Here is a 26,940-nt window from a genome sequence, read left to right as displayed (position 1 = left end):
ATTATGCTATTTGAATTGTTCTATTTTAAATATCTTTTGGATTACTTCTCCTGTAGCCTTATGCTTTAAAATTCGTTTTAAATCTTCATTAGGCATAAGCTCCTCTTTAATCAGAAAATAATTTTCATCAAAGGATACCAGTTCTTGTTTTTTGTCCACAATCTCCTCACCTCTCCAGTCTTCCAAAATAACGGGTTCCCATTTTTTTGTTTTGGCCGATAAATAAGCGGCATCAATTATGGCATTCACAACATAGCCGTCATAAAAAGTTTCCAAAGCATCTCTGCCCTCTTCAATAGCCGTAAACATATCTGTAAACATATTTGGATAGCCCAATTCATGCGCTTCATCTCCTACTGGAAATAACCAGCCCTTACTTATTTCGGCTTTTTCTGCAACATAATTATCTCCTTTTCCGGTGCTAAAAATTTCAAAACCTGTTCTTAGAAAATTGTTTAGCCAAATAGAACCTTCAGTTCCCATTACCTCATCTCTCAAATCCATTCCGCCTCTAAATGTCCAGCTTACTTCAAACTGACTCATAGCTCCATTTGCATATTTAACCAATCCTATGGCATGATCTTCGGCTTCAATAGGATGCACTTGGGTATCTGCCCAGCACATTACTTCAATAGGTTTTACTTGTTTACCAATAAAATTTCTTCCAATTTCTATGCAATGACATCCTAAATCTATAATAGCACCTCCACCCGATTTGTCTTTATTCCAGAACCAATCACTATGAGGCCCAGGATGCGCTTCTCTGGATTTTGTCCATAAAATTCGACCTATACTCCCCTGCTGAATGGCGGAGACTGATTTTAAAAACTTAGGGGTATAACACAAATCTTCTAAATAACCTCCAAATATTCCTGCTTTCTCTACCATATCGAGCATTCTCTTGGCTTCAGCAGCAGTTCGTCCTAAAGGTTTTGTACATAAAACATGTTTCTTGGCATCAGCACATTTGGCTACAGCCATTTCGTGTAAATCATTAGGTAAGGATATTAAAACCACATCCACATCGGGATGATTAATAGCCTCGTCAATATCATTGGTAAAATGTGCCAATTGATAATCATCGGCAAAACGTTTGGCATTCTCAATATCTCTTGAATACACAGTTAAAATATAATCTTTACGGCGTTGAGCGTGCAAAGATGTAGCGTAAAATCTGGCAATAAAACCAGAACCTAAAATTGCTATTCGCATTATTTATTTTTTTATAGTTAGTAGCTGTTTACCAGCCAAAAGTGTTTTTTACATACTCTCTACTCAATTTCCAATCTTCTTTTAAGGGATTTACGGGTTGGAAATCTTTAGGAAAAGCAAGTTCTATAGCAACATTAGACCCTTTAAAAGGAATTGCTTTTAATGCATTTGCAATGGCTTTAAAATCTGTTGCTCCTTGTCCTAAATATTCTGTCCAAGTTCCATCTGAATATTGATCTCTAAGATGCATATAAACAATGTTATCGCCGTATTGTTTTATAAAATCAATAGGGTTTATTCCAGCTCTAATCAGCCAGTTTAAATCGGGTCCAAGATTAATATCTGGTATTCTGGCCAATGTCCCTTTTAGATCATGCATTCCATTTTCTACTTCATAAGTATGATTATGGAGATTAGCCTCTATTCCTTCTTCTTTACTTATTGCAAAAATCTTCTTTAAAACCTCAGCTTGTGCATCAAGTTCAGCTTCGGTTTTTAGTCGGTTAGCTTCTCCTACTGATATTCCGAAGGTTTTGCCTTTTAGCTGTGACAACCTTTTTAATGATTGTGTCACATCTTTAATGATAAAATCATGTTGATTTTTATCCCACATTTGAGGACCTACACCATAAGAAGTACCTGAAACTGGAAAATCATATTTATCAATTAAATGTTTAATGTTTTTTACCGAGTCATCGTGTGTAAGATTGATATCCATTAATTCGATACCATCCAACCCAGCGGCGCTCATATCGGCGAAAGCTGCTTCCAAATTAGGAGTAGAATCCCAATTGGGTGGATATTTACTGGCATAAAGCCATAAATGACCATTTACTTTTACCTTAGATTTTACTAAATCCATAGTAGTTGCACTGGCACTAAAAATATTTGGAGCTAACAATGCTCCAGCCAAAAAGAGTCCGCTATTTTTTACAAAAGTTCTCCTTGAAGAATTTGATTTTTCCATATTTAATTTTATAAAAATTACCCTTCCCAACCTGTTGATTTAAGTGCAGGATCATTTTCTTTTTTCAAAAAATCTGCATCTACTGTAGCCTCTGATTCCCAATTTAAAATAGCCTCATTGGGTACAATTTCAACGGGAGTTTTCCATGAGGTAGAAGTTTCATTATATGCTAAATTAGATTGTGAACAATAGCAGGAAATAATAGACCATCTTGGATGATCCGATAAATTTGCCTCTGAGCGGTGGAGTAAATTGCTGTGAAAGATAAGAGCATCACCAGCCTCTAATTCGGAATAGACTAATTCCATTGTTTTTAATGCATTTTCAACCATCACCATATCTGCACCAACTTGCTCGCCAGCAAAACCATGATTAATTCTTCCTAATTTATGTGACCCTTTAATGACTTGCAAACAGCCATTTGCTTTGTTTGCAGGAGTCAAAGCCACCATTATACTAATTAATTGATCAGGAAACATAAATTGATTTTTATACCAATAACCATAATCCTGATGCCATTCCCATGCGCCACCTACTTTTGGTTCTTTTTGCATTAACTTAGAATGAAAATGGCATACTGGAGCATCACTATCTAATAAATCAGTTACTGCTTCAACCACTTTTTTACTACGGGTTAAGTATCCAAAAACGTCATTACCAGGTTTGAACCATAAAGAAAGTTTGGTTTTTTTACCTGTTTGATCGTTTAAATCCAAGGCATTATTAATCAGATTTTGATCTCCAGTTGCTGTGTTATAAAGTTTTTGAGTTTCCTCTGCACTGCAAAAGTTTTTAATAACGATAAAACCGTCACGATGAAAGTCTTCAACTTGTGTTTGTGATAAATTAGACATGATATAAAATATTAAGTTTATACAAAATAAATCAAGAATCAGGTTATTAGAAATTCCTTGCTCTTATTATACCATACAACTGAATATTATCAATGGAGTACATCTAATATTCTTTTTTTTAAACAGTGTAGCAAATTGTACTTATTGATAATGAATTAATAGAAATTTATTAACCTGAATTCGATTGATCTTTCGCTTTTAAAGTGCTGATTTTTAAAATAAACAAAATATTTTATTAATTGAAATAACTATAAGGTTAAAGAAACTTGTCCGAGAAAAGCAAAAGACTTTAAATCAATTAAAAATCGGATTCAAGTATTAAATATGACTTTTTGATAATAAATTTTCAAATGTGATAAACCCTCTTGCTTTGATGTTCTTTCCTTCAAAGGTCACATCATCATCACTAAAATTAACAACCACTTTTTTGCCTGAAGAAAAAATGCTTTCCTGAACCTCATGGTCAAGTGTTACAAAGCGATGAGAAACTAATTCATCGTACCCTATTTTTTGCAGCCAAGGGCAAATATTTTGATAACTTTGAATGAATGTTTTTTTATAATCATCCCAAGTTTCTTTATTAAGACTCCACAATGGTGCAGTACCGTATAAAATATTAAACAAATCTTTTTTCCACCAAATGGCAGGCATGTGATGGTTTCCATCTTCCCAACGCCATGAAGTGATAACTGCATCATGATACACTAACTCGTAAAGTGGTACTCTTGTATATTCGTTTATAGAATACTTTAAATATTTATCTGGTGCAACACTACTTCTATTCATAATAGAAGGATTTGGATTGCTTTTCCAGTCCCCTGACCAATAAATACTTCCTTTTTCATCAATTTCTTTTCCCCACCAAGTTCTCTGAAGCGTCATCATCCCATGAGCATATATACTGTTTGATCCTACATAATCAGCGCCCCACTCGCCTCCAGTATATAAACCATATTTATCCTCTATCAATTGAAGATTTTTATTTACTTGTTCAGCAAATTGCTTACGAGTGAGCTGATGTTCTGGATTGTAACATTCAAATAATCCATTTGCTTGATAAACATCCAAAAAGTATGTTTCATGCTCATATTCTTTCAATTCTCTATCCATTCTTTCTATCATATGAGGCTGGACAGTAGCGGGACAAATGGTATGTCCATATTGATTAAAATAGGTTTTACCATCTTTGTTGATGGCCGCCAATTTTTTAAATAAACCTGGGAATGCGGTACGTTCAAATCGCATAGGTCCTTTAAGATCTACTCTATAATTGATAGAATCTCTGTAATGCAAATCTGTATAAATATCATAAGCTCCAGTGGCAAAACCCAAATCTTTTAACATTTTATCATATCCCACTACAGGATAAGGGGTGTGATTGGCATCCCATAAAAACAATGCTTTATCAATACCAGATTGCTTTAATTCTTTTGCAAAATCTATAGTTCTTGCCGCATCCCAAACATATAAATTTACTGCACCAATCAATTTTGAAATGGCAGGAAATCTTTTTTCCTTTTCTTTAAGTGTAATGACGTTGTTTTGTTTCCAAATGTATTTTCGGTACTCTTTACATTGTGCCACATAGCCCCCTTTATCAAAAAAATGATAAGTAACTTTACGATTATACCCAAATTTTCCCATAGAAGGTTGCCAAACTGGCTCAAAAGAAATTAATCCGTTTGCTCTTTTAGTAACAAATTTAGCGTCATAAGGAGTATCTATTATAGCCATAAAGCCCGTTTTAAAATCCTTATCAGTCATACCAATCCAAGACATTGCTGTTCCTCCACCACAGAAATACATATTACCATCTATCATTGGATAGTTGGTATCATCAACAGGGACTAACAATCCTTCAGTTTCTGTAAATAAAACATAATGATTTTTATCAGGTGCCTGTAAAGCAGATGGGAATGCAAAATCCTGCATTGAGGCTTTCTTATCTGCAATTATTTCTAGCTGTACAGCGGCTTCTTGAGTTAGAGTAAGAACTAGCTCAAATGGCAACTTTCCAGAAAATTTCAAAACAAGATTCTCCTTATTTTGAGTGGTTTTAATCAGCTTTGCACCGTCTGTAGGTAAATCTTGTTTCCAAACTTTATTACATCTTTTATCTAAAAAGCTAAATTTTACCGTTTGATCATCAAAACTTACTTCTATATTTTGGTTTGACAATTTCCATATCTTGGCATAACCATGACTAAAGGCGAATAACAATACTATTGTTAAAAGGAATTTATTTTTCATTTGAAATATATTTATTAATAACTAAAATTAAAGATTAAGGCTTAAGCCCTTTATGTCAGATTCTACATATACTTTACCTTCACCCTGAATCAGTTTTGCAGAAAAATCAGATTCAATTGCCATGCTTCCACTTGTTTTTAGATAAATCTCTTTCCCTTTGCAATTGTTCTTAACCAGAATTGATTCCCCTTTATTTTTGAAAATACATTTTGCATAAACCACATGCGTTTTGGGATAAGATTCAAAATCTTTTGATTGTTTAAACTCCACACCATTATTAAGGAATAATTCCTCATGGTTAACAAATCACAAGGAGAAGAAATAGAAACCAAAGGTTTTTGATAGTTGTTTAAAACCGTAATGTTCTCTAAAGTATCTCCAGCATTTATAAAGACTCCATTTGTTTGGGCTGAACCGTTTAAAGCAAAAATAAGACTCCAAATAAGTAGGCATTTAAAAAATATTCTTTTAAAAAAAACATATCTAAATTTCATGATGTGGTATAATTTTATATAATTATTTAATCAGTTTTATGGTTTCAAAAAAATCTTCTCTTATCATTCCTGATGCATACTATTACTCTTTTCATTTCTATTTAATTAAAAAATAATATTATTGAACACTTACATTTATAGCTAACCCATTCTGGTTCAGAACTGCTGTTTTAGTAATTTCTTTACCTTTATACTTTACAATAATGTCATAATTACCATTAAATCCACGAGTTTTAAAAATTCCATTCTTACCCGTTTCTCCCGAAACACTAGTATTCCATGTTTTATCAACTAACTGAGTATATACTCTACCTTGTGGGCGAATATTCCAATCTTTATCCCATAGTGCAGCTACAGGAAACCAATGCATGCCTTCCCAAAAACCCCATTGTACAAAACCAATGGTTGAGGGCTGGCTAAAAACGGCTTTCATAAAATCGCGCATATAATTAGCTTTGAATTCATCATCATTACTATTGATATCAAATTCACTGATTTGTATTGGTAAACCTAAAGTTGCAAAGTATTCTAATCTTTCAATAACTTCTGGAATTCCTGGCGGAGTACCTCCTATATGTGCTTGTTCCCCTATGGCATCAATTTCTGCCTTATTATCGACTAAATATTTAGCAATTTTATAAAATTTCTCACTTGATGAATTTACTCCTTTACCATGAAACATAGTGTAATCATTAAGAAATAATTTAACTCCTGGCGCATCTTTTCGAGCTCTTTTAAACCAATTTATCATTTCGGATTTACCTAATAAATCAAAAACATCATGATGCAAAGTAGGCTCATTAATCACATCCCATTCTGTAAATCGACCTTTCATCACTGTAGTTTCTACGTCAATTCCATCTAAAATGGCTTTTCTTAGTGCTGTAGTATCATTTTTAAATTTTCTCAATTGAGGAGAATTTTGAAAAGAAGGCCACAACATGACATGTCCACGAGCATCAACATTATGACTTTTAAACCAATCCAATGATTGAACCGTTTTACTATGATCGGTACTTTCCCAATTTTTAGCTTTAACCTCATTTTCGAAAACAACTTGGTTAAAATATCTTGAGATAGTATCTCTGTAAATCTTAGCATCTTTACTTGTATTATCCAATATAATAGATGAATTGGTTGCCGTACCCCAATTAAATGCAATCCTGTTTAATTTAATGCAAACGCTTGCTCCGGAAACTGGTTTTCCTTTACTATCCAAAACCGTAACAGCAACATCTCCTTTTCTATACTTCTCAATCCTTTCATCAGCTTCCTTTCGCCAGCTATCAGTAGGCTTATCTCCGTTATATCTTACTACAGAACGAGGTAAGTCACTCAACTTTATATTTGAACCATAATTAATAAATTTAAAATCACCTATTTGAAATTTTTCTGAATAAGAATCAAATTTTATAACAAATTTTAAATCTTTAGCTTCTGCATCTTTTTCAATTACAAAAGGAATATTAATATCAGTCCATTGGTTTCCTATAGAAACTCCACGTTCAATATGAGAAGGCCAAACGTATTTATTATTAACCAATTGATCCAATCTCACTTCTATAAAAGATTCTCCGGTTTCTCTTTTGCTTTCTATATTTTTGGCTTTAAAAGAAATTAAAAGAACTTCTCCTTTATCCAAAGTAGTATTGATATTTGCATTAAAACCTATATCTCCTTTTTTTGACTCTAAATTATAGGTGTTGATTTCTAAAGCTTGTTGAAAAGGTTGATTTGTAACATCTATCATTTTTACAACACCATCTTGTTGCAAATATCCAAAGGGCTGCAATGCGGCTATTCCGTCTGTCAATAAAATGAAAGTTCCTGAAGGAACTTGAGCTAGAGCCTCAGCTACATTAATAAAACATAACCACGATAGGAATAGAGTGAAAATTTTATACATTTTTTTAAAAAAATTAATTGTTGTTATTAAAACACTACGAACAAAATGGACATAGGTTTGGCTGTGCAGATAAAAATCTACATTTTAGAATCATACTAAAAAAATGAATTTAGCTACATATTAAATCCGTTCTAACTGAGGCAAAAGGTTTTATGAAACTGAAGAAAAAGCTCTAAAAAACGTTAGTTTGAAATCAATTTGAGGGTTATATAGAATGATTATTAAAAATCACTTATTCCTCCAAAGTTTAAAATCGTCCCAAAAAATTTGAAGGGTCTTGTTTTGATCTTTCATAAACTGTACTAATTCTTTAGAAGTATATAATTTAAGTGGGCTATATCCTGTTACCCCATTTGGAGCAGGATCATAAGTATTGTGTGTAAAGCCTGTAACATCAAAAACCACTTGTTCTTTTTCTCCTTCGGGAGTGATGGTCATATAAAATCTTCCAGTTTTATCATTACCTTCTTTATAATAATAATTCATAGTGAACCATTTTCCAATAGGCACTTCTACTGCAGAGTGGTCATTATCATTCCAAACTTCTTTTTGTCCAGCATCTTCTGCATTTAGAATAAAATGTAATTTACTTTCGGCTGCTGTAGGTTTTCCAATACCCAGAGTAACTCTAAATCCATACTTTTCGGTAGTTACCCACCACTCATTATTCCAAAATTCTGAAATAGTCAGCCAAGTGATTGGACTGGGATATTTCTCTAATGCTTTAAAATCATCATTCAAAAAAACTCTCACAGATTGGTGGAACTCTTTAAACCCTGACTTAATATTATATATATCTGCCTGAATACGAGCTTTCTTTTGATTTTCTGTTGCTAACCACCAGTCGTTTAGCCAAAATTGTAGAACGTGGTTTTTAGGGTTGCCAATTTCAGGTATTATTTTCACATATCTTTTTGTAGAATCTCCTCCAGTATATTCAACAAAAAACTCACCTGCTTTAGGGTTTTCATCTAAATCTTTTACAAAATCATTGTGGTCAGCTAAAGTGTTATCAACTCCAACAATATCATCAGTTTCATAATGATGTGATTCTACACCCGCTTCATTTCTGGTTCTAGGTACCATTTTAGAAGTCCCTTCAAAACCAGTTTGAAAAAGTAAATCACCACCCGTTAAAACAGTAGAATTTCCATTTACAGTATTTTTATTTGCTGTACAACCACTTAATAACGACATCAAAAGAAAAGAGGAAATAATAAAATATTTTGTATTCATAAGTATTGATTTTTTTAGTTAGATTACTTTACAATTAAACAGTATTTTTATAATAAAGTTGATTGTTTTTTGATTTAAAAATTTCAGTTTACAAGTAACTAATTAGGATTATATTTTTTTCAAATAATCACAAAAATTAAAGTTTAATATAAAAGCATTTAATACTATACATTCAAATCAAACATGCAGAGTACTGCAATTTGGAAAATTATGTTAAATGTGCCATTTTTATTAATATTCACCTCCCTACTTATAACTCAACTACTACAATACTTTAATAAAACAAAGATTATTAAGCCTCTAATTGTTACTTTCAATAATTTCATATGTGTTATTTTGTAAAATACTGTATTGATATATAAAATATAATTTTCACCATAAATGAAACTGATTATTTCCAATAGTAAAATAGTACATAACAAACTACTCCGCCAACATGTTTCAATTGTTTATATAATTGTAAGCACTCATTCTTTTATTCAAAAAACCTTCAACAACTTAGAATCTTTGAAATAGCTATACAAATAGACGTAAATCTCACTGAACTTTAGGCACGACTGAAAAGTTACGGACAAAGAAGTGTCTTTAATAATTCCTGCAGTTTTTAAAGAAATAAATAATGTGCTTATATTAATAAATAATTAACAAACCTAAATTAAACTGCCCATGTATAAAAATTCCAAGTAAAACCAAAATGGTAATTTATTAACCCTAAACTAAAAATTAACTAAATTAAATATTATGATAATAAGAATAAAACATTTTGTTTTTACATCTATACTCCTAGGGGTACTAATAGCATGCGAAAAAAATGAAAAAAATGAAAACGTAACAGCAACTGATAAACTTGATTCTGAGTCAGACTTTACTGGTGGGACAATCGTATTTAAATCAGGTTTTCAAGGAAATACAATTGTTGGTCCATACGGTACTAATGCACAAAGGGAAGATATTATAGGACTTGAATCTGGAAATGACTGGACCTCCACCCTTCAAGATGGCACACCTTTCAACGATTTTCACATAAACTATGAGTCCGGAAACAATAATGACCGTAAGGCAAGTATTGTTATGGCTCCAAATGTAGACCCAGCATTAAACGCTAAAGTGTTACAATGCGAAATTAAAAATGCCACCACATGTTATGCGCCAGATCAATCGTACCCAAATGGCCTCTGCAAAGCCAGAATCGCAGGAGAGTTAATTGCTAACCCTGCTACTAAACCCAAAGAATATTACCAGAAAATAAAAGTTTATTTTCCGCAATGGGAAACGCTGGAGCAATCTACTGCCCCAGAATTATACAGATGGTTTATCTTATTTGAATATGGCAATGACAATGACCTTCAAAATATTAATCAAGCATTTAAAGCTAGCCTACGGATAACAAAGAGTATACCTGGAAATACAGGCCCTTTACGTTTTTACATTAAAGGTGAAAATTGCATAAATGGAGGTGCCAGCTGGTCCAAGGCATGGGAAGAGCTTAATACTAATTTCCAAGTACCAACAAACACCTGGATGACCCTAGAAATCTATATCAAGGAAGGAAATGCCGACAATGGAAAGTTTTATGTTGCAGTAACACCGACTGGAGGAAAGACAATTGTTGTATTTAACAAAACAGGGTATACCTATAATAGTTCTCTAAGCAAAACACCAGATGGAATCGAAGAATTTAATGCCCTAAAATTATATTGCAGTGATGATGTTGTTAAGGCTTTTACATCCCAAGGCAGGACATTAAAAGTATTATTTGACGATTTGGAAATATGGCAAAACAGATCATTGAAAATTTAGTGACTTACCACAATCATATGATTTTTTTATCTTCAGAAATGGCATTATGAATCTATATAATGCTATTTCTGATGTTTTACTCTTCCTCTATCAGCAAAGATATTTTTATTTTATAATACAGTAAGCTCTCATTTTTAAAATCTAGCAAACAACTTTTATATAACTTTTAAATTGATATTTTAATTGAATAATTGCAAACGTTATTTTTTTCAAATTGAAGTAATGCAAATAAAAATTTATTTTGCTATTTCAATAAATAGGTAGTATTAGAAAATATAAACTTTACAAACCAAATCATAAAAGTAGGATGTTTTTTACTAAATAAAATGTTTTTCTGTCAAATAAAATTAAATTTTATGACACAGTACTCCTTTGACCTATCTCAGATGTTTATCAATAAAGTAGATGTTTTTTATCATATAATTAAAATCTTAGGTTTCAATTATTTTTTTTAAATCAAAACTATACAACAAAACGCTGCTTTAGTATATTGTTGATGTTTAATCTACTTAAAAAGACATTTTTTTATCAAATAATCAAAATTTTGAGTTCTTAATATGGTATTTTATAATTATAATTTCATCACAAAGTACTCCTATTACATGTTTGAGATGTTTATGTAATATAGAGTGCTATTTCATCACAAATCGAAATCTTATAATTTTATAAACAAAATATAAAATGAAAAAAAAATCTATCAAAGGTATCTGTCTTAGAATTTTCTGCTTTTTTTTTATAATTGTCAGCTATCAATCCTTTGCCCAAAAGAAACATCCGGAAACAACTTGGAAACTATGGTACAACGAACCTGCGCCAGAAATACCAAAAATATATAATGATTCACTGAATAAAAAAAGTTTAGTTGAGGCTACACCAGTAGATAGGGCTTGGGAAGAGTGGTCTTTACCTCTCGGCAACGGTTATTTTGGTGCAAGTGTGTTTGGAAGAACCACAACAGAACGAATACAAATAACAGAAAATAGCATGGCTGGTAAAAGTTTATATGGCGGAGGTGGACTTACCAATTTTGCTGAACTTTATATAGATTTTAATCACACAACTACTTCTAATTATCAGCGAAGTTTATCTTTAAATAATGCCTTATCAACTATTCAATACAAGCAAAACGGAGTAACTTATAATAGAGAATATTTTGCCAGTTATCCGGATAAAGTACTTGTAATAAGACTTACCGCAGACAAAAAATCTAAAATATCTTTTACATTAAGACCCGAAATACCTTATAAAAAAGAATTTGGTAAAGCATCAAATTTTAATGGACGAAATGGAAAAGTAATTGCCAAAAATGATTTAATCACCTTATCAGGAAATGGTGAATATTATGGAATCAAATTTGAAGGCCAATTTAAAGTAATTCCTACAGGTGGGAGTATGAAGGCTGTTAACGACCAATATGGCAACAACGGCAAGATTGAAGTGACAAATGCAAATGAAGTAACAATTATTGTTACTGTGGGAACAAATTACCAACTTAAGCCTACTATTTTTACGGAGAATAATCCAAGTAAAAAACTAGCAGGAAATCCTGACCCGCATGAAAATGTAACATCTATTATTGAAAAAGCATCAAGTAAAACATATAAACAACTGCTTGAAAGTCACCAAAAGGACTATGAAAATTTATTCTCACGAGTAAATATTTCTTTAAATTCTAAAATACCTGAAATACCGACTGACGAGTTACTTCAAAATTATAAAAATGGGCAGATTGATCATTATTTGGAAGAACTTTATTTCCAATATGGACGATACCTCCTTATTTGTTCCTCAAGACCACATACTCTCCCTCCAAATTTACAAGGAATATGGAGCCAGTATGATGTAACTCCATGGACAGGAGGATATTGGCATAATATCAATATTCAAATGAATTACTGGCCCGTTTTCAACACCAATCTCTCTGAGCTGTTCCAACCATTTGTTGATTATAACGAAGCTTATAGAAAACAAGCTGAAGAACTGGCTACTTCTTATATTAAAAAATACAATCCAGCAGCTTTATCCCCAAATAATGGAGATAATGGCTGGACAATTGGTACGGGAGCAAACGCCTATAGTATTAGTAGTCCGGGGGGACATTCTGGACCAGGTACCGGGGGCTTAACCGCTAAATTATTTTGGGATGAATATGATTTTACTCGTGATCCTATTATTTTAGAAAACACTGTTTATCCGGCAATTACAGGAATGGCAAACTTTTTATCAAAAGTGGTAAAAAAAGAAGGTGAATACCTTTTGACATCTCCTTCATATTCACCGGAACAAAGAGACAAGAAAACAGGTATTCACTATTCTACTATTGGATGTCTCTTTGACCAAGAGATGATATTTGAAAACCATAATGATGTAATTAAAGCTTCAAAAATTTTAAATAACGAAAATGAGTTTGTTCAGGAATTAACTGAACAGCTTGCTAAATTAGATCCCATTCAAATTGGGGCTTCGGGACAAATTAAAGAATATAGAGAAGAAAATTTTTATGGTGAAATTGGCGACCCTCATCATAGGCATATCTCGCATTTGGTGGGATTATATCCTGGCACAATGATCAACAGCAATACCCCTGCATGGCTAGATGCAGCAAAAAAAACCCTCAATTTAAGAGGAGATCTATCAACAGGTTGGGCAATGGCGCACCGCCTAAATCTTTGGGCGCGCGTAAAAGATGGAGACAGGGCGTACAAAATTTATCAAAACTTGCTGCAAAAGGGCACTTTACCTAATTTATGGGACACTCATCCACCGTTTCAAATAGATGGAAACTTTGGAGGAACTGCAGGTGTGGCTGAAATGCTTTTACAAAGTCATGAAGGATATATTGATATTTTACCTGCTTTGCCCACACTATGGGATAAAGGTTTTTATGAAGGTCTGATGGCACGAGGAAACTTTGAAATTTCGGTAGCATGGAGCAATAGCAGCCCCTATGATATATTTGTGAAATCAAACAAAGGTGGCATTTGCACTTTGCGATATCCAAATTTAGAAAAATCAATTATTGAAAAAGTCTCTAATAAAGTAATTATCAAATCAGCAAATAAAAAGAATTTTGTTTCATTTGAAACAAACCCAGGAGAAATTTATCATATCAAATCCATCCCATTAAACAGCAAAGTTTTCGATGTTTCCAATCTTCTTATTAAAGAAATCAGTAGTGAAAAAATAATATTGAACTGGGAGAAAAGTGCAAATGCTACTGTATACAATGTTTACTCCCATACAGGAGATCTACCTGATTACGAACTAATAGCCAAAGAAGTTACCGACACATCTGTACCTTTTATAATACCGGCAAATGCAAAAGGAAAACTTTATGTATTTAAAGTAATTGCAATTAACAAAAATGGAACAGAAAGTAATGGTGTAACAGTAAACTTAGCACCTGAAAAACAGAAATTATAAAAACAAGTATTTGCTTGGTCAATATATTATAAAACAATTATACACTCTAAATTAAAATTGCCTGTGAAAAGAAAAAACTTAACTAACTAACAAAAATTAAAACCAATCATTAAATAGTAAAATATTATGAAATTAAAAACCACAAAAAAAATGGCAAATAAAAAAGATCAAAAAAAACAATCTAGTCTCCGAATTTTAAGACAGTTGTTTATTGCTGTTTTTTTATTGCTTACATCTATCCACGGACAATCACAAAATAAAGTGATTTCCGGACTGGTTGAAGATGAAAATAAAATGCCGCTTCCTGGCGTTTCTATATTGGTCAAAGGAACTAGAAATGGCGCTCAGACCGATTACGATGGGCGATTTAAAATTAATGCATCCACAAATGACCAATTAGTTTTTTCTTCTATTGGATTTGAAACTAGGACGGTGGTAATCGGAAGTTCATCGGTATTAAATATCAATTTAAAAGAAATTACTGCAAAACTAAATGAAGTAATCATAGTCGGATATGGAACTCAAAAGAAAGCAACTTTAACCGGGGCCGTTTCTACTGTAACTTCAAAGTCAATTGAAAACCGTCCAGTAACAAGTTTAGCAACTGCCTTACAAGGGACAGTTCCTGGAATGAACATAACCAGAACAAGCGGGCAACCGGGTAATGAAAACCTAAATATTCAAATACGTGGCGCAACTTCAGCAAATGGAGCAGTGAATCCATTATTACTTATTGACGGGGTTGCAACTGATTTGTTTAACTTACAAACTATAAACCCTACAGATGTTGAAAGCTTAAGTGTTTTAAAAGACGGGGCAGCCGCAGCCATCTATGGCGCACAAGCAGCGGGAGGGGTAATATTGGTAACTACTAAAAAAGGAAAAGAAGGTAAAACTACCTTTGACTTTTCCAATAATCTAGCAATTCAAAAACCACTGTATATACCGCAAAGACTTTCGCTATTTGACGAAGCAAGTATGGCAAATCTTGCAAGAAAAAACGCTGGAGTTGCTGATGAATATTCTGCTGCTGATTTACTTAATATTCAAAATGGCGTACCTTATATCGAAAACCCACAAGATCCTAATGGGTATACTTTTTATAACCAAAAAGATAATAATAAAGAGATACTACGAGATAACTCAATCATTAACACTTATAATTTAAGTGCGCGTGGAGGAACTGCTAAAACAAATTATCTGTTTTCTTTAGGCTATTTAGATCAAGGAGGAATGTTTAAAGTGGGTGAAGATAACTTCAAACGTTTGAATGTTCGTATGAATATTGGAACTGAATTAAATAAATACATTTACCTGGATACAAAGGTATCTTATGCACAGCACGATACCAATCAACCTTCGATGGCTATTAATGGCAGTAATGGATTACTTGGCAATCTTTATAAACAGAGGCAAAGATATCCTATATTCACACCTGAAGGACGTTTAAACGGTATTGGAGGCGGATATATCTCCTATGCCCTACTTTCACAAGGGGGATATAACAGACGCACAATTGATGATATTGATGGTTCCTTCCAAATGACAATAAAGGATCTAGCAAAAGGGCTTAAATTTAGAGCAATATATGGACATAAAATAAGATCCGAAGATTCCGAAGTTTTTAAACGAACTGTAGAATTATGGGGCAAAATAAAACCAATTTCATATCAGAATAATCCAAACTCATATACCTTGGACCAATCAGTATTAAATACTGACAATTTCCAATTCCTGACCGATTATAATCTGACAATAGCTCAAAATCATAAGTTGTCAGTATTAGTGGGTTATCAAATGGAAGATTATAGATTTTCAAGTGTTAATTCTGGTGCAACAAGTTTAAAAAGTAACGATCTTCCTGCACTAAATTTGGGAGATCCAACTTCTAAAACCAATAGCCAAAATATTGGCACGTATGCAAGTCAATCTGTTTTCGCACGTTTTAACTACAATTATAAAGAACGATATTTAATTGAAGCTACTATAAGAACAGATGAGAGTTCCCGCTTGGCCACTGGATTACGTACAAAAACTTTTCCATCGATCTCTGCAGGATGGAATATACAGAACGAAGAATGGTTTTCTCAACATGTAAATTTTATTTCTGTACTTAAACCAAGGATTTCATATGGGCAACTAGGTAACGCTCAAGGTATTGGATATTACGATTACCTAAACATGCTTACCAATAATACTAATATAGTATTAGGAAGTTCCGAAACAAAGACGACTTACTTCTACCAAAGTACAATACCTTCTTCCAATTTATCATGGGAGACAGTGGAGACATTCAATTACGGACTTGATTTTGGTTTTTTCAAAAATAAACTGACCGGTAGTTTTGACTACTACACCAAAAAAAATAAAAACATGTTAACGCCTTTGCGTTTACCTGCAACTCTTGGTGTTGGAACACCAAAAATTAATAATGGAGTCTTAGAATCATGGGGCTGGGAATTAGCTGTTAATTATAATGGTAAAATAGGAAGCTATTTTAACTATGGAGTCGGATTTAACCTATCAGATAATCAAAACAAATTGACCAAGTATGCTGGAATCAGTGTCTTAGGAATCGGAACCAACACCTTAATCGAAGGATATTCCTTAAATACTATATGGGGATATCAAACCGCTGCAGGATATATTAACACCCCGGAGCAATTGGCAGCAGCACCGGTATATTCTCCGCTAACAGGTGTGGGTGATATTGCCTATGTAGACCAAAATGGAGATGGCAAAATAAATGCTGGTAAGGGTACAGCAGCCGACCACGGTGATTTGGTATTATTAGGTAAAGATCAACAACAATATTTATTTGGTTTTAATGCAAATGCAAGTTGGAAAAATATTGACTTTAGCATGATGATTCAAGGAGTTGGAAAAAGGTCTTTTATGCCTAACTCAGAAATGATAACACCATTCGCACAACCTTGGATTAGTCCATTAGCTATTCATGCGGATTATTGGACACCAGAGCATCAAGATGCTGCATTTCCAAGACCTTACTTAAGAGGATCTCACAATTACATTACCTCTGACAGATGGGTTTTAAATGGAGCCTATGCCAGACTTAAAAATATACAATTTGGTTATTCTTTACCAAAAAGTGATAAATTGTTTTTTACCAAAATCAGATTCTATCTCTCAGCAGAGAATGTTGCTACAATATCCAAATTAGGTATTTTTAAAGAAACCTTTGATCCAGAACAAAAGAACGCTAATTATGCTGATTACCCACTATTTGGAACGGCTTCATTGGGAATTAACCTAATATTTTAATTTTTCCTAAACTATTAATTATGATACTAAAATATAAAACAATCGTTGCCCTATTATTTTTTACGGCAACTATCATTTCGTGTGATGTGGATCGACTTCCAGAAACAACTGTAAGCGACGAGTCATTCTGGAAAACCGAAAATGATTTAAAGTCAGCAGCAAATTATTTTTATTCAAGATTTGCCATTTTACCAGTGACTTCAGATATCATGTCTGATGATGCTTATGGTTCTTTTCCGGATGCCATTAGCGATGGATCAAGAATTGCCGGATCCACAGATGATAACTTAATCTACACTTATAAATATGATTATACTACCATAAGAGCTGCTAATAATTTAATAGAAAAATCTACAATTGCACTGTCATCGGGAGTATTGGAACAAAATGTAAATTGGTACGTTGGAGAGGCTAAATATTTTAGGGCATGGTCCTACTATCAATTGCTGCAACGTTATGGAGGGGTTCCGCTAATCTTAAAAACATTAACAGAAAACTCACCTGAGCTGCAGGCTCCACAGGCATCAAGGGAGGAAATTATAAATGCTATATATGCCGATTTGGATGATGCAGTTCTAAAGCTAAGAACAGCTACACAATTAGGAACAGAAAATTATGGGCGAATCTCACAAACTGCTGCTTTGACTTTAAAAGCTCAAGTGGCCTTGTTTGAAGGTACAAGGGCAAAATTCCACGGATATGGAGATCCTATAAAACATCTCACCATAGCAAAAAATGCTTCTTATCAGGTAATGAATTCAGGCCAGCATCGTTTGTTCAATAATTACTTCCAGTTATTACAATACGAAGGTGAAGGCTTTCTTAATAAAGAAAATATAGTAGTAAAACAATATGGTAAAAGTATTACTGAAAACACCATTTCTCACAATTCTCAAAGAACTTTAGAATTAGGAGGTTCAAACCCCACAAAAGCATTGGCAGATTCTTACCTGATGACAGATGGCTTAACGATAACAAAATCTCCGCTATATGTTACCCCTACTAAAACAGCCGAAGTTTTCATAAACAGAGACCCCCGAATGGGAGCGAGGTTTTTAAAGACAGGAGATCCCTATATTACCTCAACTCCCGTATTTACAGTACCTAATTTAGGGTTTACAAAAACAGGTTTTGCTAACAGATCTTATGCTAATATGGCAGATTGGACTAATTCGAATTCCTATATTGACCAGCCAGTTACAAGGTATGCGGAAGTACTATTAATTTACGCGGAATCTACTTTTGAATTAAATAACAGTATTAGTGATAATGATCTTAACCTTTCTATTAATTTATTAAGAGAAAGAGTTTCGATGCCAAAACTAACAAATGCTTTTGTGGCAGCAAATAATTTGGACATGAGAACCGAGATAAGACGAGAGCGCAGAGTAGAATTAGCACTTGAAGGTTTTCGCTATTGGGATTTGATCCGATGGAAAACCGCAGAGATAGAGCTCCCAAAAGAAGTTTTAGGAAGCTTTTTCTTCACCGAATTTGGTACCTCATCCATCCCTCTACTAAACGAAGAAAATTTTATAATTACTCAAAGAAGTACCACTCGAAAATTCAACGCTTCCAGAGATTATTTATGGCCTTTTCCAAATAATGAAATAGGTTTGAATCCAAATTTAAAACAAAATCCAAATTGGTAATATAACAAAAAGTCGTTTAATTAATTTTAAACGACTTTTTTTTGGTTCTGTCGCATCTGCCAGAATCAAATATAAGAATTTAAGTAATTTAACAGTTAGCCCGCCAATTTACATAATGATTTAAACATAGATATCCCTGATCCAACCATTTGATTCTTTCTCAGCATATGCACAACTTCAATTCCGCTTAGCGTTCGTTTGGCTGATTCAAAACTTTTAAAACCTAATCCGTTTTGGATGTGCCACTTGATGAAACGATGGTCCTGTTCGACAATATTGTTGAGATATTTACACTGCCGAATTTTAATCTTTGAGAAAGAACGCCTGTTATAAACTTTAATTGCTGTGAAGTTACTTTCTTTTTGACACAAAACTTAAGGTAATTTCGAAAGAAGAAATTTTATATTATCAATTACAAGCGCAGGTTCTTCATGATGGATATAATGTCCCGATTTTACTGTGGCGATATGTGTAAAATCGGTAAGGCCATTTCCTAATTCTTCATGAGCCTGAAACCATTTTTCTCTATTTAATTTATTGATTTCATCAGCTGCATTATTGTTTTTATCCAATTTCATACTTGTCAGTACAACTACAGGAACATTAGGCAGGACTGGTAATGAAGCACCATAAGCAATATCCACAGCAATTTCTTTAGTTTCTCTTGTAGGCCCGTAATTTATACCATACGCTTTTACCATTGCATCATAAAGTATGTTTCCTGCGTCTGGATTATTGTACTTCTCATGCATTGGGTCTATAAACAATATTGCGGCTGTTTTATCGGGATTTTTTATGGCATAATCACGTACTATCATGCCGCCTAATGAATGTCCTACTAATACAATTTTGCGTCCGTCTGCATATTGAGCAATCACAGCCTCCAATTCACGACGTAATGTATTAATATTTCTTGGCTCATTATCAATACCAGACTTATCATAACCTCCCCTGTCGTAAATTAAAATATCGGAATTGATTGCGGACGAGAGGTTAACTAATTCGGATTTTTTCCCCGAAGGCATCCACGATTCATGTCCGTCTCCTAAGCCAGATTCACATACAACCAGATATTTTGATTTTATATTGACGTTGTAGGCTCTTAATTTGTGAGTGTTTAGATTTACAAAGGATTCAGAATAACCTGCGGCATTTTCATCGTCTTTTGAGCATGAAATGAAAAAAATCGCTATTATTAAAAGGGTTTTAAAAAGATTGGAACTTGCTTTAAACATGATTCTTTATTTAAGTTAATTACCGGCAAATATTTGGTTTATCTGCTTAAGGAAAGTTCTAACTTATGAATCCGAACATGTTTTTTTTAAATCAGATTTTATTTGATGCTTTTTTAAATTCTGACGGGGTTTGATTTGTTATTTTCTTAAAGGTGGTATTGAATACAGTTTTGGAATTAAATCCAGATTCGTAAGCGATACCGATTAGATTTAAATTTTCCATTTTAGGATCGAGTATCATTTTCCTGGCCTGCTCAATTCTATATCTATTGATGAATTGATAGAAGTTTTCATTAAATCCGGTATTGATAATATAAGAAAGTAAATGTGGGGACGTATTTAACAGTGAGGCAAGTTTTAATAGGCTCAGTTCAAAATCTAAAAATGGTTTTTCTTTTTCCATTAATTCAGTCAGTAAAAGTTTCATTTCGATTAATTTTTCATCAGAGATTAGTTTTTTTCTGCTGTCATCTACAATAGAAGTTTCACTGATTACAGCATTAATTTCATTTTTCTGCTCGTTATTAAATGGAAAAACTTCTTTTTGTTTTAATGAATGAAAAGCAATGAAACAAATTCCAAAAAAATTAACCAAACTTGAAAAATAATCATACAAGAAAAAAGCATCGGATAACTGAAATAAAATATCTGCCAGCCAAATAAAGGCTAAAACTAATACGCAGATACTGATCTGCTTTAGCCAATTTAGGTTTACAGCCTCAATATTAGAAGAATATAAATAGAGCTTTTTTTGATACTTATCAATTTTTATATACGCGGCAATACAATATGCAGTTACCATTACACAAAATAAAATACCAAAAACGAATACAGCATAATATTCAATTTTCTTATCACTGGCTGTTTTTATTTTATCATTTTCAAGGAAGTGAGAAATAATGATTAAAACCAGCATTAGAATTGCAAATAAAAAATGCAGATTATCTACTGCTTTCCATTTTCTATTGGACTCTGCATAATAAACAACACTAAAATAAAAAACAGGGGCAATAATAAGACTGGCTAAACTTAGAATTTCTAATGCAAACGAACCTTCTGCAAAATAATTTGATTTTTGAAAAAGCGTATCGATCTGAATTAAAAAAATACAAAGAATAAAGGTGCCGAGCCAGCGATTGGCTTTAATATTTACCTTATTTAAATTTACATAAATAAGAAATGCGAGGAAAAAACTTGGTCCGCTGATAAGCGCTTCCAGAATTGGATTCATAATACATTATAATAGTAGACAATTTAACTATTTGTTACAAAAAAATAATTTTCTAAGAAACAATTTTCCAATTGTCGAAATTGCAATCATGCTTATATCCCAATTCACACATTTCGGCAACCCATTTACTTAAGGATTCGTGCATCATTTTAATCTCTGGAGTTCTTCCGTAAATAACAAAAAGATTTTTATCGTGTGATGCAGGTTTATAATTTACCATATAATCCATATTTTGGATTTCCTTTTCCAATTTTCGAACTTTTTCCAGAGAGTCTGAATAATAGAAATAATCAATTTTTAATTCATGCTCCTCTTCCACTCCAGCATCCCGAAGCCTTACAAGTGATTCTGTTGCAAGTCTTAAATGTTTACCCTGATTGGCTGTAAAATCATTTTCAGAAATTTGTCGTTTGCTCTTTTTTGGTTTTAAAAAACTTAAGATTTCCATTGTTTTGGTTTATTGTTTAGATTGTTTTTTTTATAGTCGAGCGCAAATCTAAATAGTATTATATGTATTTCAATGTTAAGTTTTTACAGGAAAGCGTCAAGGGCTCCTAAGAGGCTGTTATTACAAAACAAATTGAACACCCGCATCAAAAACAGAAATAATCCTACAAAAAAATAATTGTAATTGATTCCAGTCAATTCGAAATCAGATTGAAATGCGCTGCATAAATTATTCTCATTCTTATCTAAAAAGATCTTTTTAATCTATACTAAGTCAACGTTTTAAAAATAAACAATATTAATCCTGTTAACTTTTTATCAACTATATCGTAATATTCTTAGATAGTACGATTAAATGGTTTTGTAGTTCAAAATCCAATGTGTTCTTTTTTGTACCAAATCTAAATATTGAAAAATTTCAAGTTTTATCTTTTTCTCTGAAAAATTATTTCAGTGCCGTTAACCAATCTAGTTTTTATAATTTTCCATCAATCCACAACAGTACATCTAAACCAAAATTCCGAAGACATATAAAGACAGTGCCTGCATATAGTAAGCCAGTCTTAGCTTGGTACAATTACAAAACCGTGTTAGACAAACACCAATAGCAATTAACCTCTGCCAAAAAATTCACTCTTTACAGTTGATCCATTATTATGAAGAATATTATGCGTAGAATTGGAAAAACTCAATTTCCGCAAAAAAATTCTCCCAATGAATTTATTAATTAAGCTGGATGAAAAAACAAAAAAATGTCTCTCACCAGGCTGCACAATTAGATAAGTTTGATCTCTCCTAATTATGGGGAGCTACCTTTTAAGGGATTAGTTTTAGCCTCTAGAATCGAAAAAAATCTAAATTTTAGCTTTAAATTAAGCCCTTATAGGTATTTCACTCCATTAATATCTTGTTAATATTTTTATTTATGACTACCTGAACTACAAATTACTATAAATGTAGTTTTCTAAAGCTTTCAATTCTTCATTTGTCATCGCCTGTGTAACAGGAAAATTAGTTTTCATCACCGCAAACTGACTCGGATCAACGATTGCATCAGCATTTCCTTTTAAGAAAGTTACAATATCTCCATTTTTATTTTTATAAATTTTTGCAATTTCTTCAATACTAGGTCCTACGAGTTTTTGATTAACCTTATGACAAGTGGTACAATTTCCTTTTCCCTCAAAAATTTCTTTACCTAAAGCTTCATCAGTAGTTATAGTTTTTGCTGATTCGCCTTCATTGTAAATCTCTGTTGGTTTTTGAATGGAGTTTTCAGTTGACTTATTTTTACATGAAATTAAAGCTAAAACGGCAGATAAGAATAATATTTTTTTCATTTTTCTATTTATTTAATACCCATTGGGTGTAATTATTTAAGATTGTGTTGTCAGTATTTTAAAGTTATAAGTAAATTGCTGTTTAATTTTCATAATACAACTGTGTATCGTTTATCTAATTTGGTTAAATTATTAGCTGGAGTACTTTAAAAATTTTAATTGGCTATAATATATATTTCTTGTATCTGTCTTTTAATAAATTCATCATGTAAAGATTAATATCCCATTGATTGGCAATTGGCATATCAGTAAATGGAAGAGCCGGCATATAAGGATAAGGCCCAAATTCGGGGGTAATGGTTAATAAATTAGCTTTTGAAGCGGCTCTTTTTACAATAATTTGATCCCACCAATTTAAGTGCGTTTCCAGTTCATTTGTCCATGCTTTCGCTCTTGGGTCAGAGACTTGTGCTGCTTGGGAATGCCCTACTCTTGAATGAATATGCACAGTTCTTTCGATGGCAGTTTTCAAAGCAGTTTCTTGCTGCTCCAATAAACTTTCAGAAACATTACACCAATGAGAAAAATCAGCAGTAATAAGCACATCAGGATTTTGATTTAATAATTCCATAGCTATATGAGCTGCAAAAAGAGCTTTATTTCTATGTGTTTCATGAGCTATAATTACATCGGACTCTTTAGATATAAATGAAGCTAATTCAAAAAGCTCTCTATTCTGTTCTGCAGTAAAATAATCTTTACCCGTTTGAGAATCTATCAGCAAAGGATCTAATTCTAATATATTGTATAGATGTTTCTTGAATTCAGTTTTATGAATCTCTAAATCGCTGTTAAAAGACTGATAATATTGTCCTATAAACAACAGCTCATATTTATCCAAGGCAGTTTTCATTTCCTTTTTTTCCTGCTCATCCAAAGAAACAGGAGATTCCACACCATCATATCCAGCCTTTTTTACTTTTGAACAGAAATCAACCCATGAAAGTGACTCCGAACCCCAGCGTGGACAAAAAAATTTAATTTGCATAAAATTGTATTTTAAATTTAATTATTGGCCTATTTTTTTTATCTCTTTACTATCCTGATCAAGTGAAGAATATTTGAAAAAATAGTTTCAAAATATAGTACTCAATATTTATTATGAAAGCAAAACATTAACTTGTAGCCCACACCCTATCCCCTTTTTTATAATTTATACATCCAATATATCTCGTTGGTATGGCTTCATAACGACGTGCCTCAGTAGCTCCTATTTCGGAAGTGAAATAACCTTTTACTATTAAATCTTTCAACAATTGAAAATAATGGACAGGTGCTGAGGGCTTACTCTTATTATCTTTTTTATATTTTTCAGCTTCCAACTGAATATTTAAAAAAAGCTCTTTCTTCTGGTCAGAATTCATAGATAAAAATTCAACTCTATACTTTTCAATAGCAGCATCTTCAATTTTTTTTAATCCTTCTAAAAAAATCAGTCTTTCCTCATTAGTAATACATTTGTTTACCATCATTTTCATATACAAACCAATTTTAGCAGCTTTTGCTCCTCCACATCTAGCTGTAGTAGGGATAATAGTTTCACCAATTTCATCCAAAAAGTAAATGTCTTGTTTTGAGATAAAGGTTCTTCCTGCTGGTGAATTACATCCTGCCAATAAACCAGCGGAAAATAAAATAGTCCCTCCTGTAAAAAGCATCAGATTTTTTATTGCTTCTCTTCTTTTCATATGTCAATCTCTTTAGGTTTTGTTTTCTTATCTGCTTTAAAAAAAGTTATAAATAAAAATAAAACTACAATTGTAATCATTGCTGGAACAATCCAAATTCTGTTCCATAGATGCTCTGTTGTATTAATTGTATTTTGATTGGCAACCAATCCTGATAAAATACTACCTATCCACATGCCAACACCGTAAGTTGACATTGTAATCATAGCTTGTGCAGCATTTCTATTTTCAGGTTTGGCCATAGAATCTGTGTACATCTGCCCTGCCACAAAAAAGAAATCATAGCACAAACCATGCAGTAAAATTGAAACAATTAGCATCCAGCTGTTTGTACTTGCGTCTCCAAAATAAAAAAATGCAAAACGAATAATCCAAGCAATCATACCTGCCACAATCATCCATTTTATTCCCCATTTTTTCAAAAAGAACGGAATTGCAAGTATAAAAAATGCTTCCGAAAATTGTCCTCCTGTCATTTTGCTCGCCGCGTCAACAACTCCAATTTCATTTAAAAATTGATTGGTAAGACTATAATAAAAAGATAAGGGAATTGCGATCAGAGCCGAAGCAATAAAAAAAACAGAGAAAGATCTGTTTTTAAATAAGCTAAAAGCACCTGAATTATACAGTGACAAAGTTGAAGTTTTATTTTCAACTATTTCCTGTCTCACTTCTGGTAAAAATATAGTCCAAACCGCTAAAACAATAGAAGCAATACCAGCAACAGCAAAAGTCGAAGATAAAGAAATTTGATTTCCAAAAAATTGATCGATACTGATACCTGCAATTATCCAGCCTAATGTTCCAAAAACACGCAAACCCGGAAATAATTCCTCATTTCCGTCTAATTGGGCAAAAGTTAAACTACTTGATAAAGCTAAGGTTGGAGCGTACAATAAGGCATACAATAATAACACCCAATTAAAGATACTACTATCTGTTACCTTCGAAATAATTAACAAAACACCACTTCCAAATAAATGAAGCAAAATGAACATTTTTTTTGGGGAAATGAATTTATCAGCTACAATCCCTATCAGTAATGGTGAAATAATGGTCGCAATAGCCATCATACCATAAGCTGCTCCTATTTGTAAACCAGTAGCTTTTAATATTGTTGAAAGATAGGTACCCATAGTAACATACCACATACCCCAAATAAAAAATTCAAGGAACATCATCATTGAGAATTGCAATCTAATTAATCCCTTCATATTATTATAAGTCATTTTTTTTGAGTTCTTCTGCAGCATAATATGCTGCTCTGGCTATTAGTGCCATATAAGTCAGTGAGGGAGTTTGGCAGGAATCCGAGGTCATACAAGTCCCATCTGTTACAAAAACATTTTCGGCTCCCCAAACCTGATTGTATTTATTAAGTGTCGCGATCAAAGTCTTCAAGTTGTGTTTGTGATAAATTAGAGATAATAGAAATATTAAGTTAGTGTAAAATAAAGAAATCAGATTACTCGAATTTTCTCATGTTTTCTACTTCTATAGTATACAACCGAATATTAATAACAGAGTACTTTTAATATTGTTTTTTTTTTATAAAATTTCGACAATCAATATTTTGCTCTATTTATCCGGTCAAATAATATTGTATCCTAACAGTCCTTTAAACACTTCTGGTGTCTTATACAAAAAAAGAGAGATCAAATGACCCCTCTTTTTAAGTTTTATCGCTCAACATTATACCATCTTGATTTTCATAGGGTTTAAAGAATTTGTAAATTCTATTTCTATATGTGCTAAAATCTGAATATTAGTTTTTTTTAACCTTTACTTTTAAAACGATGCTATAAATGTAGGATTTCTGACACATTCAAACACTATCAAAAAAAGTTGATTGCGTGCTTTTCATATCTCAAACGTTAGCACTATAGTTTTCTACAGGTAAATTGTCCTTAAAAAAAAATACTT

Annotated in this window: 21 protein-coding genes; 5 read left to right on the top strand and 16 right to left on the bottom strand. The window is 32.6% G+C overall.

The annotated features are described in order from the left end of the window. Positions 1–6 precede the first annotated feature (6 nt). The 7 genes from EV142_RS05460 to EV142_RS05430 form a co-directional block, all read right to left on the bottom strand. Positions 7–1,212, bottom strand: a complete 1,206-nt coding sequence (locus EV142_RS05460) for a Gfo/Idh/MocA family protein (RefSeq protein ID WP_132033438.1) — start codon at positions 1,210–1,212, stop codon at positions 7–9. A gap of 28 nt (positions 1,213–1,240) precedes the next feature. Further along, positions 1,241–2,179 (bottom strand): sugar phosphate isomerase/epimerase family protein, encoded by a 939-nt coding sequence (locus tag EV142_RS05455; RefSeq protein ID WP_132033436.1) that lies wholly within the window; start codon positions 2,177–2,179, stop codon positions 1,241–1,243. Positions 2,180–2,196: 17 nt separating this feature from the next. Beyond that, complete coding sequence (locus EV142_RS05450; protein ID WP_132033434.1) at positions 2,197–3,033, bottom strand: phytanoyl-CoA dioxygenase family protein; 837 nt, start codon at positions 3,031–3,033, stop codon at positions 2,197–2,199. Between the two features lie 318 nt (positions 3,034–3,351). Beyond that, positions 3,352–5,283, bottom strand: coding sequence for a glycoside hydrolase (locus EV142_RS05445; protein ID WP_132033432.1), 1,932 nt, complete (start codon positions 5,281–5,283; stop codon positions 3,352–3,354). A gap of 137 nt (positions 5,284–5,420) precedes the next feature. Next, positions 5,421–5,777 carry a hypothetical protein gene (locus EV142_RS05440; RefSeq protein WP_132033430.1) on the bottom strand — a complete coding sequence of 119 codons (357 nt, stop codon included), beginning with the start codon at positions 5,775–5,777 and terminating at the stop codon, positions 5,421–5,423. A 118-nt stretch (positions 5,778–5,895) separates the two neighbouring features. Continuing rightward, positions 5,896–7,683 (bottom strand): endo-1,4-beta-xylanase, encoded by a 1,788-nt coding sequence (locus tag EV142_RS05435; protein WP_132033428.1) that lies wholly within the window; start codon positions 7,681–7,683, stop codon positions 5,896–5,898. A 228-nt stretch (positions 7,684–7,911) separates the two neighbouring features. After that, positions 7,912–8,919, bottom strand: coding sequence for a hypothetical protein (locus EV142_RS05430; protein ID WP_132033426.1), 1,008 nt, complete (start codon positions 8,917–8,919; stop codon positions 7,912–7,914). A 741-nt stretch (positions 8,920–9,660) separates the two neighbouring features. On the opposite strand from EV142_RS05430, the gene EV142_RS05425 reads away from it, so the two are divergent. The 4 genes from EV142_RS05425 (at position 9,661) to EV142_RS05410 (ending at position 19,076) form a co-directional block, all read left to right on the top strand. Next, positions 9,661–10,719: a hypothetical protein gene (locus tag EV142_RS05425; protein ID WP_132033424.1), complete on the top strand. Its 1,059-nt coding sequence runs from the start codon at positions 9,661–9,663 to the stop codon at positions 10,717–10,719. 681 nt (positions 10,720–11,400) lie between these two features. Beyond that, complete coding sequence (locus tag EV142_RS05420; protein ID WP_132033422.1) at positions 11,401–14,142, top strand: glycoside hydrolase family 95 protein; 2,742 nt, start codon at positions 11,401–11,403, stop codon at positions 14,140–14,142. 126 nt (positions 14,143–14,268) lie between these two features. Beyond that, entirely contained in the window at positions 14,269–17,424 is a 3,156-nt protein-coding gene (locus tag EV142_RS05415; protein WP_202978483.1) for a SusC/RagA family TonB-linked outer membrane protein, read from the top strand. A 20-nt stretch (positions 17,425–17,444) separates the two neighbouring features. Further along, entirely contained in the window at positions 17,445–19,076 is a 1,632-nt protein-coding gene (locus EV142_RS05410; RefSeq protein WP_132033420.1) for a RagB/SusD family nutrient uptake outer membrane protein, read from the top strand. A gap of 95 nt (positions 19,077–19,171) precedes the next feature. Here the strand turns inward: EV142_RS05410 and EV142_RS05405 are convergent, their stop codons facing one another. The 4 genes from EV142_RS05405 to EV142_RS05390 all read right to left on the bottom strand — a co-directional run bounded on the left by EV142_RS05405 (position 19,172) and on the right by EV142_RS05390 (position 21,990). Further along, on the bottom strand, positions 19,172–19,417 hold the full coding sequence (locus EV142_RS05405; RefSeq protein WP_262710761.1) for a transposase: 246 nt from the start codon (positions 19,415–19,417) through the stop codon (positions 19,172–19,174). A gap of 33 nt (positions 19,418–19,450) precedes the next feature. Beyond that, on the bottom strand, positions 19,451–20,311 hold the full coding sequence (locus EV142_RS05400) for an alpha/beta fold hydrolase (protein ID WP_132033418.1): 861 nt from the start codon (positions 20,309–20,311) through the stop codon (positions 19,451–19,453). Between the two features lie 91 nt (positions 20,312–20,402). Beyond that, positions 20,403–21,542 carry a helix-turn-helix domain-containing protein gene (locus EV142_RS05395; RefSeq protein ID WP_132033416.1) on the bottom strand — a complete coding sequence of 380 codons (1,140 nt, stop codon included), beginning with the start codon at positions 21,540–21,542 and terminating at the stop codon, positions 20,403–20,405. A gap of 52 nt (positions 21,543–21,594) precedes the next feature. Then, entirely contained in the window at positions 21,595–21,990 is a 396-nt protein-coding gene (locus EV142_RS05390) for a ribonuclease E inhibitor RraB (RefSeq protein WP_132033414.1), read from the bottom strand. A 662-nt stretch (positions 21,991–22,652) separates the two neighbouring features. Here EV142_RS05390 and EV142_RS24650 point away from each other — a divergent pair. Continuing rightward, positions 22,653–22,772: an NrtR DNA-binding winged helix domain-containing protein gene (locus EV142_RS24650; protein WP_371311635.1), complete on the top strand. Its 120-nt coding sequence runs from the start codon at positions 22,653–22,655 to the stop codon at positions 22,770–22,772. Between the two features lie 155 nt (positions 22,773–22,927). On the opposite strand, the gene EV142_RS05385 is transcribed toward EV142_RS24650, so the two are convergent. The 5 genes from EV142_RS05385 to EV142_RS23990 all read right to left on the bottom strand — a co-directional run bounded on the left by EV142_RS05385 (position 22,928) and on the right by EV142_RS23990 (position 26,409). Then, positions 22,928–23,329, bottom strand: a complete 402-nt coding sequence (locus tag EV142_RS05385) for a c-type cytochrome (RefSeq protein ID WP_132033412.1) — start codon at positions 23,327–23,329, stop codon at positions 22,928–22,930. A 163-nt stretch (positions 23,330–23,492) separates the two neighbouring features. After that, positions 23,493–24,317, bottom strand: a complete 825-nt coding sequence (locus EV142_RS05380) for a sugar phosphate isomerase/epimerase family protein (protein ID WP_132033410.1) — start codon at positions 24,315–24,317, stop codon at positions 23,493–23,495. A gap of 127 nt (positions 24,318–24,444) precedes the next feature. Next, positions 24,445–25,017, bottom strand: coding sequence for a gluconate 2-dehydrogenase subunit 3 family protein (locus tag EV142_RS05375; protein ID WP_132033408.1), 573 nt, complete (start codon positions 25,015–25,017; stop codon positions 24,445–24,447). Continuing rightward, entirely contained in the window at positions 25,014–26,246 is a 1,233-nt protein-coding gene (locus tag EV142_RS05370; RefSeq protein WP_158286296.1) for an MFS transporter, read from the bottom strand. The genes EV142_RS05375 and EV142_RS05370 overlap by 4 nt, the downstream gene beginning before the upstream one ends. Next, positions 26,236–26,409 (bottom strand): GMC family oxidoreductase, encoded by a 174-nt coding sequence (locus tag EV142_RS23990; protein WP_158286295.1) that lies wholly within the window; start codon positions 26,407–26,409, stop codon positions 26,236–26,238. The genes EV142_RS05370 and EV142_RS23990 overlap by 11 nt, the downstream gene beginning before the upstream one ends. Positions 26,410–26,940 lie beyond the last annotated feature (531 nt).

The sequence above is a fragment of the Flavobacterium circumlabens genome (genome assembly GCF_004345565.1).
In the GTDB taxonomy this organism is placed as follows: domain Bacteria; phylum Bacteroidota; class Bacteroidia; order Flavobacteriales; family Flavobacteriaceae; genus Flavobacterium; species Flavobacterium circumlabens.
The sequence above is the reverse complement of the archived record's forward strand: the minus strand, read 5'-3'. Positions and strand labels throughout refer to the sequence as shown.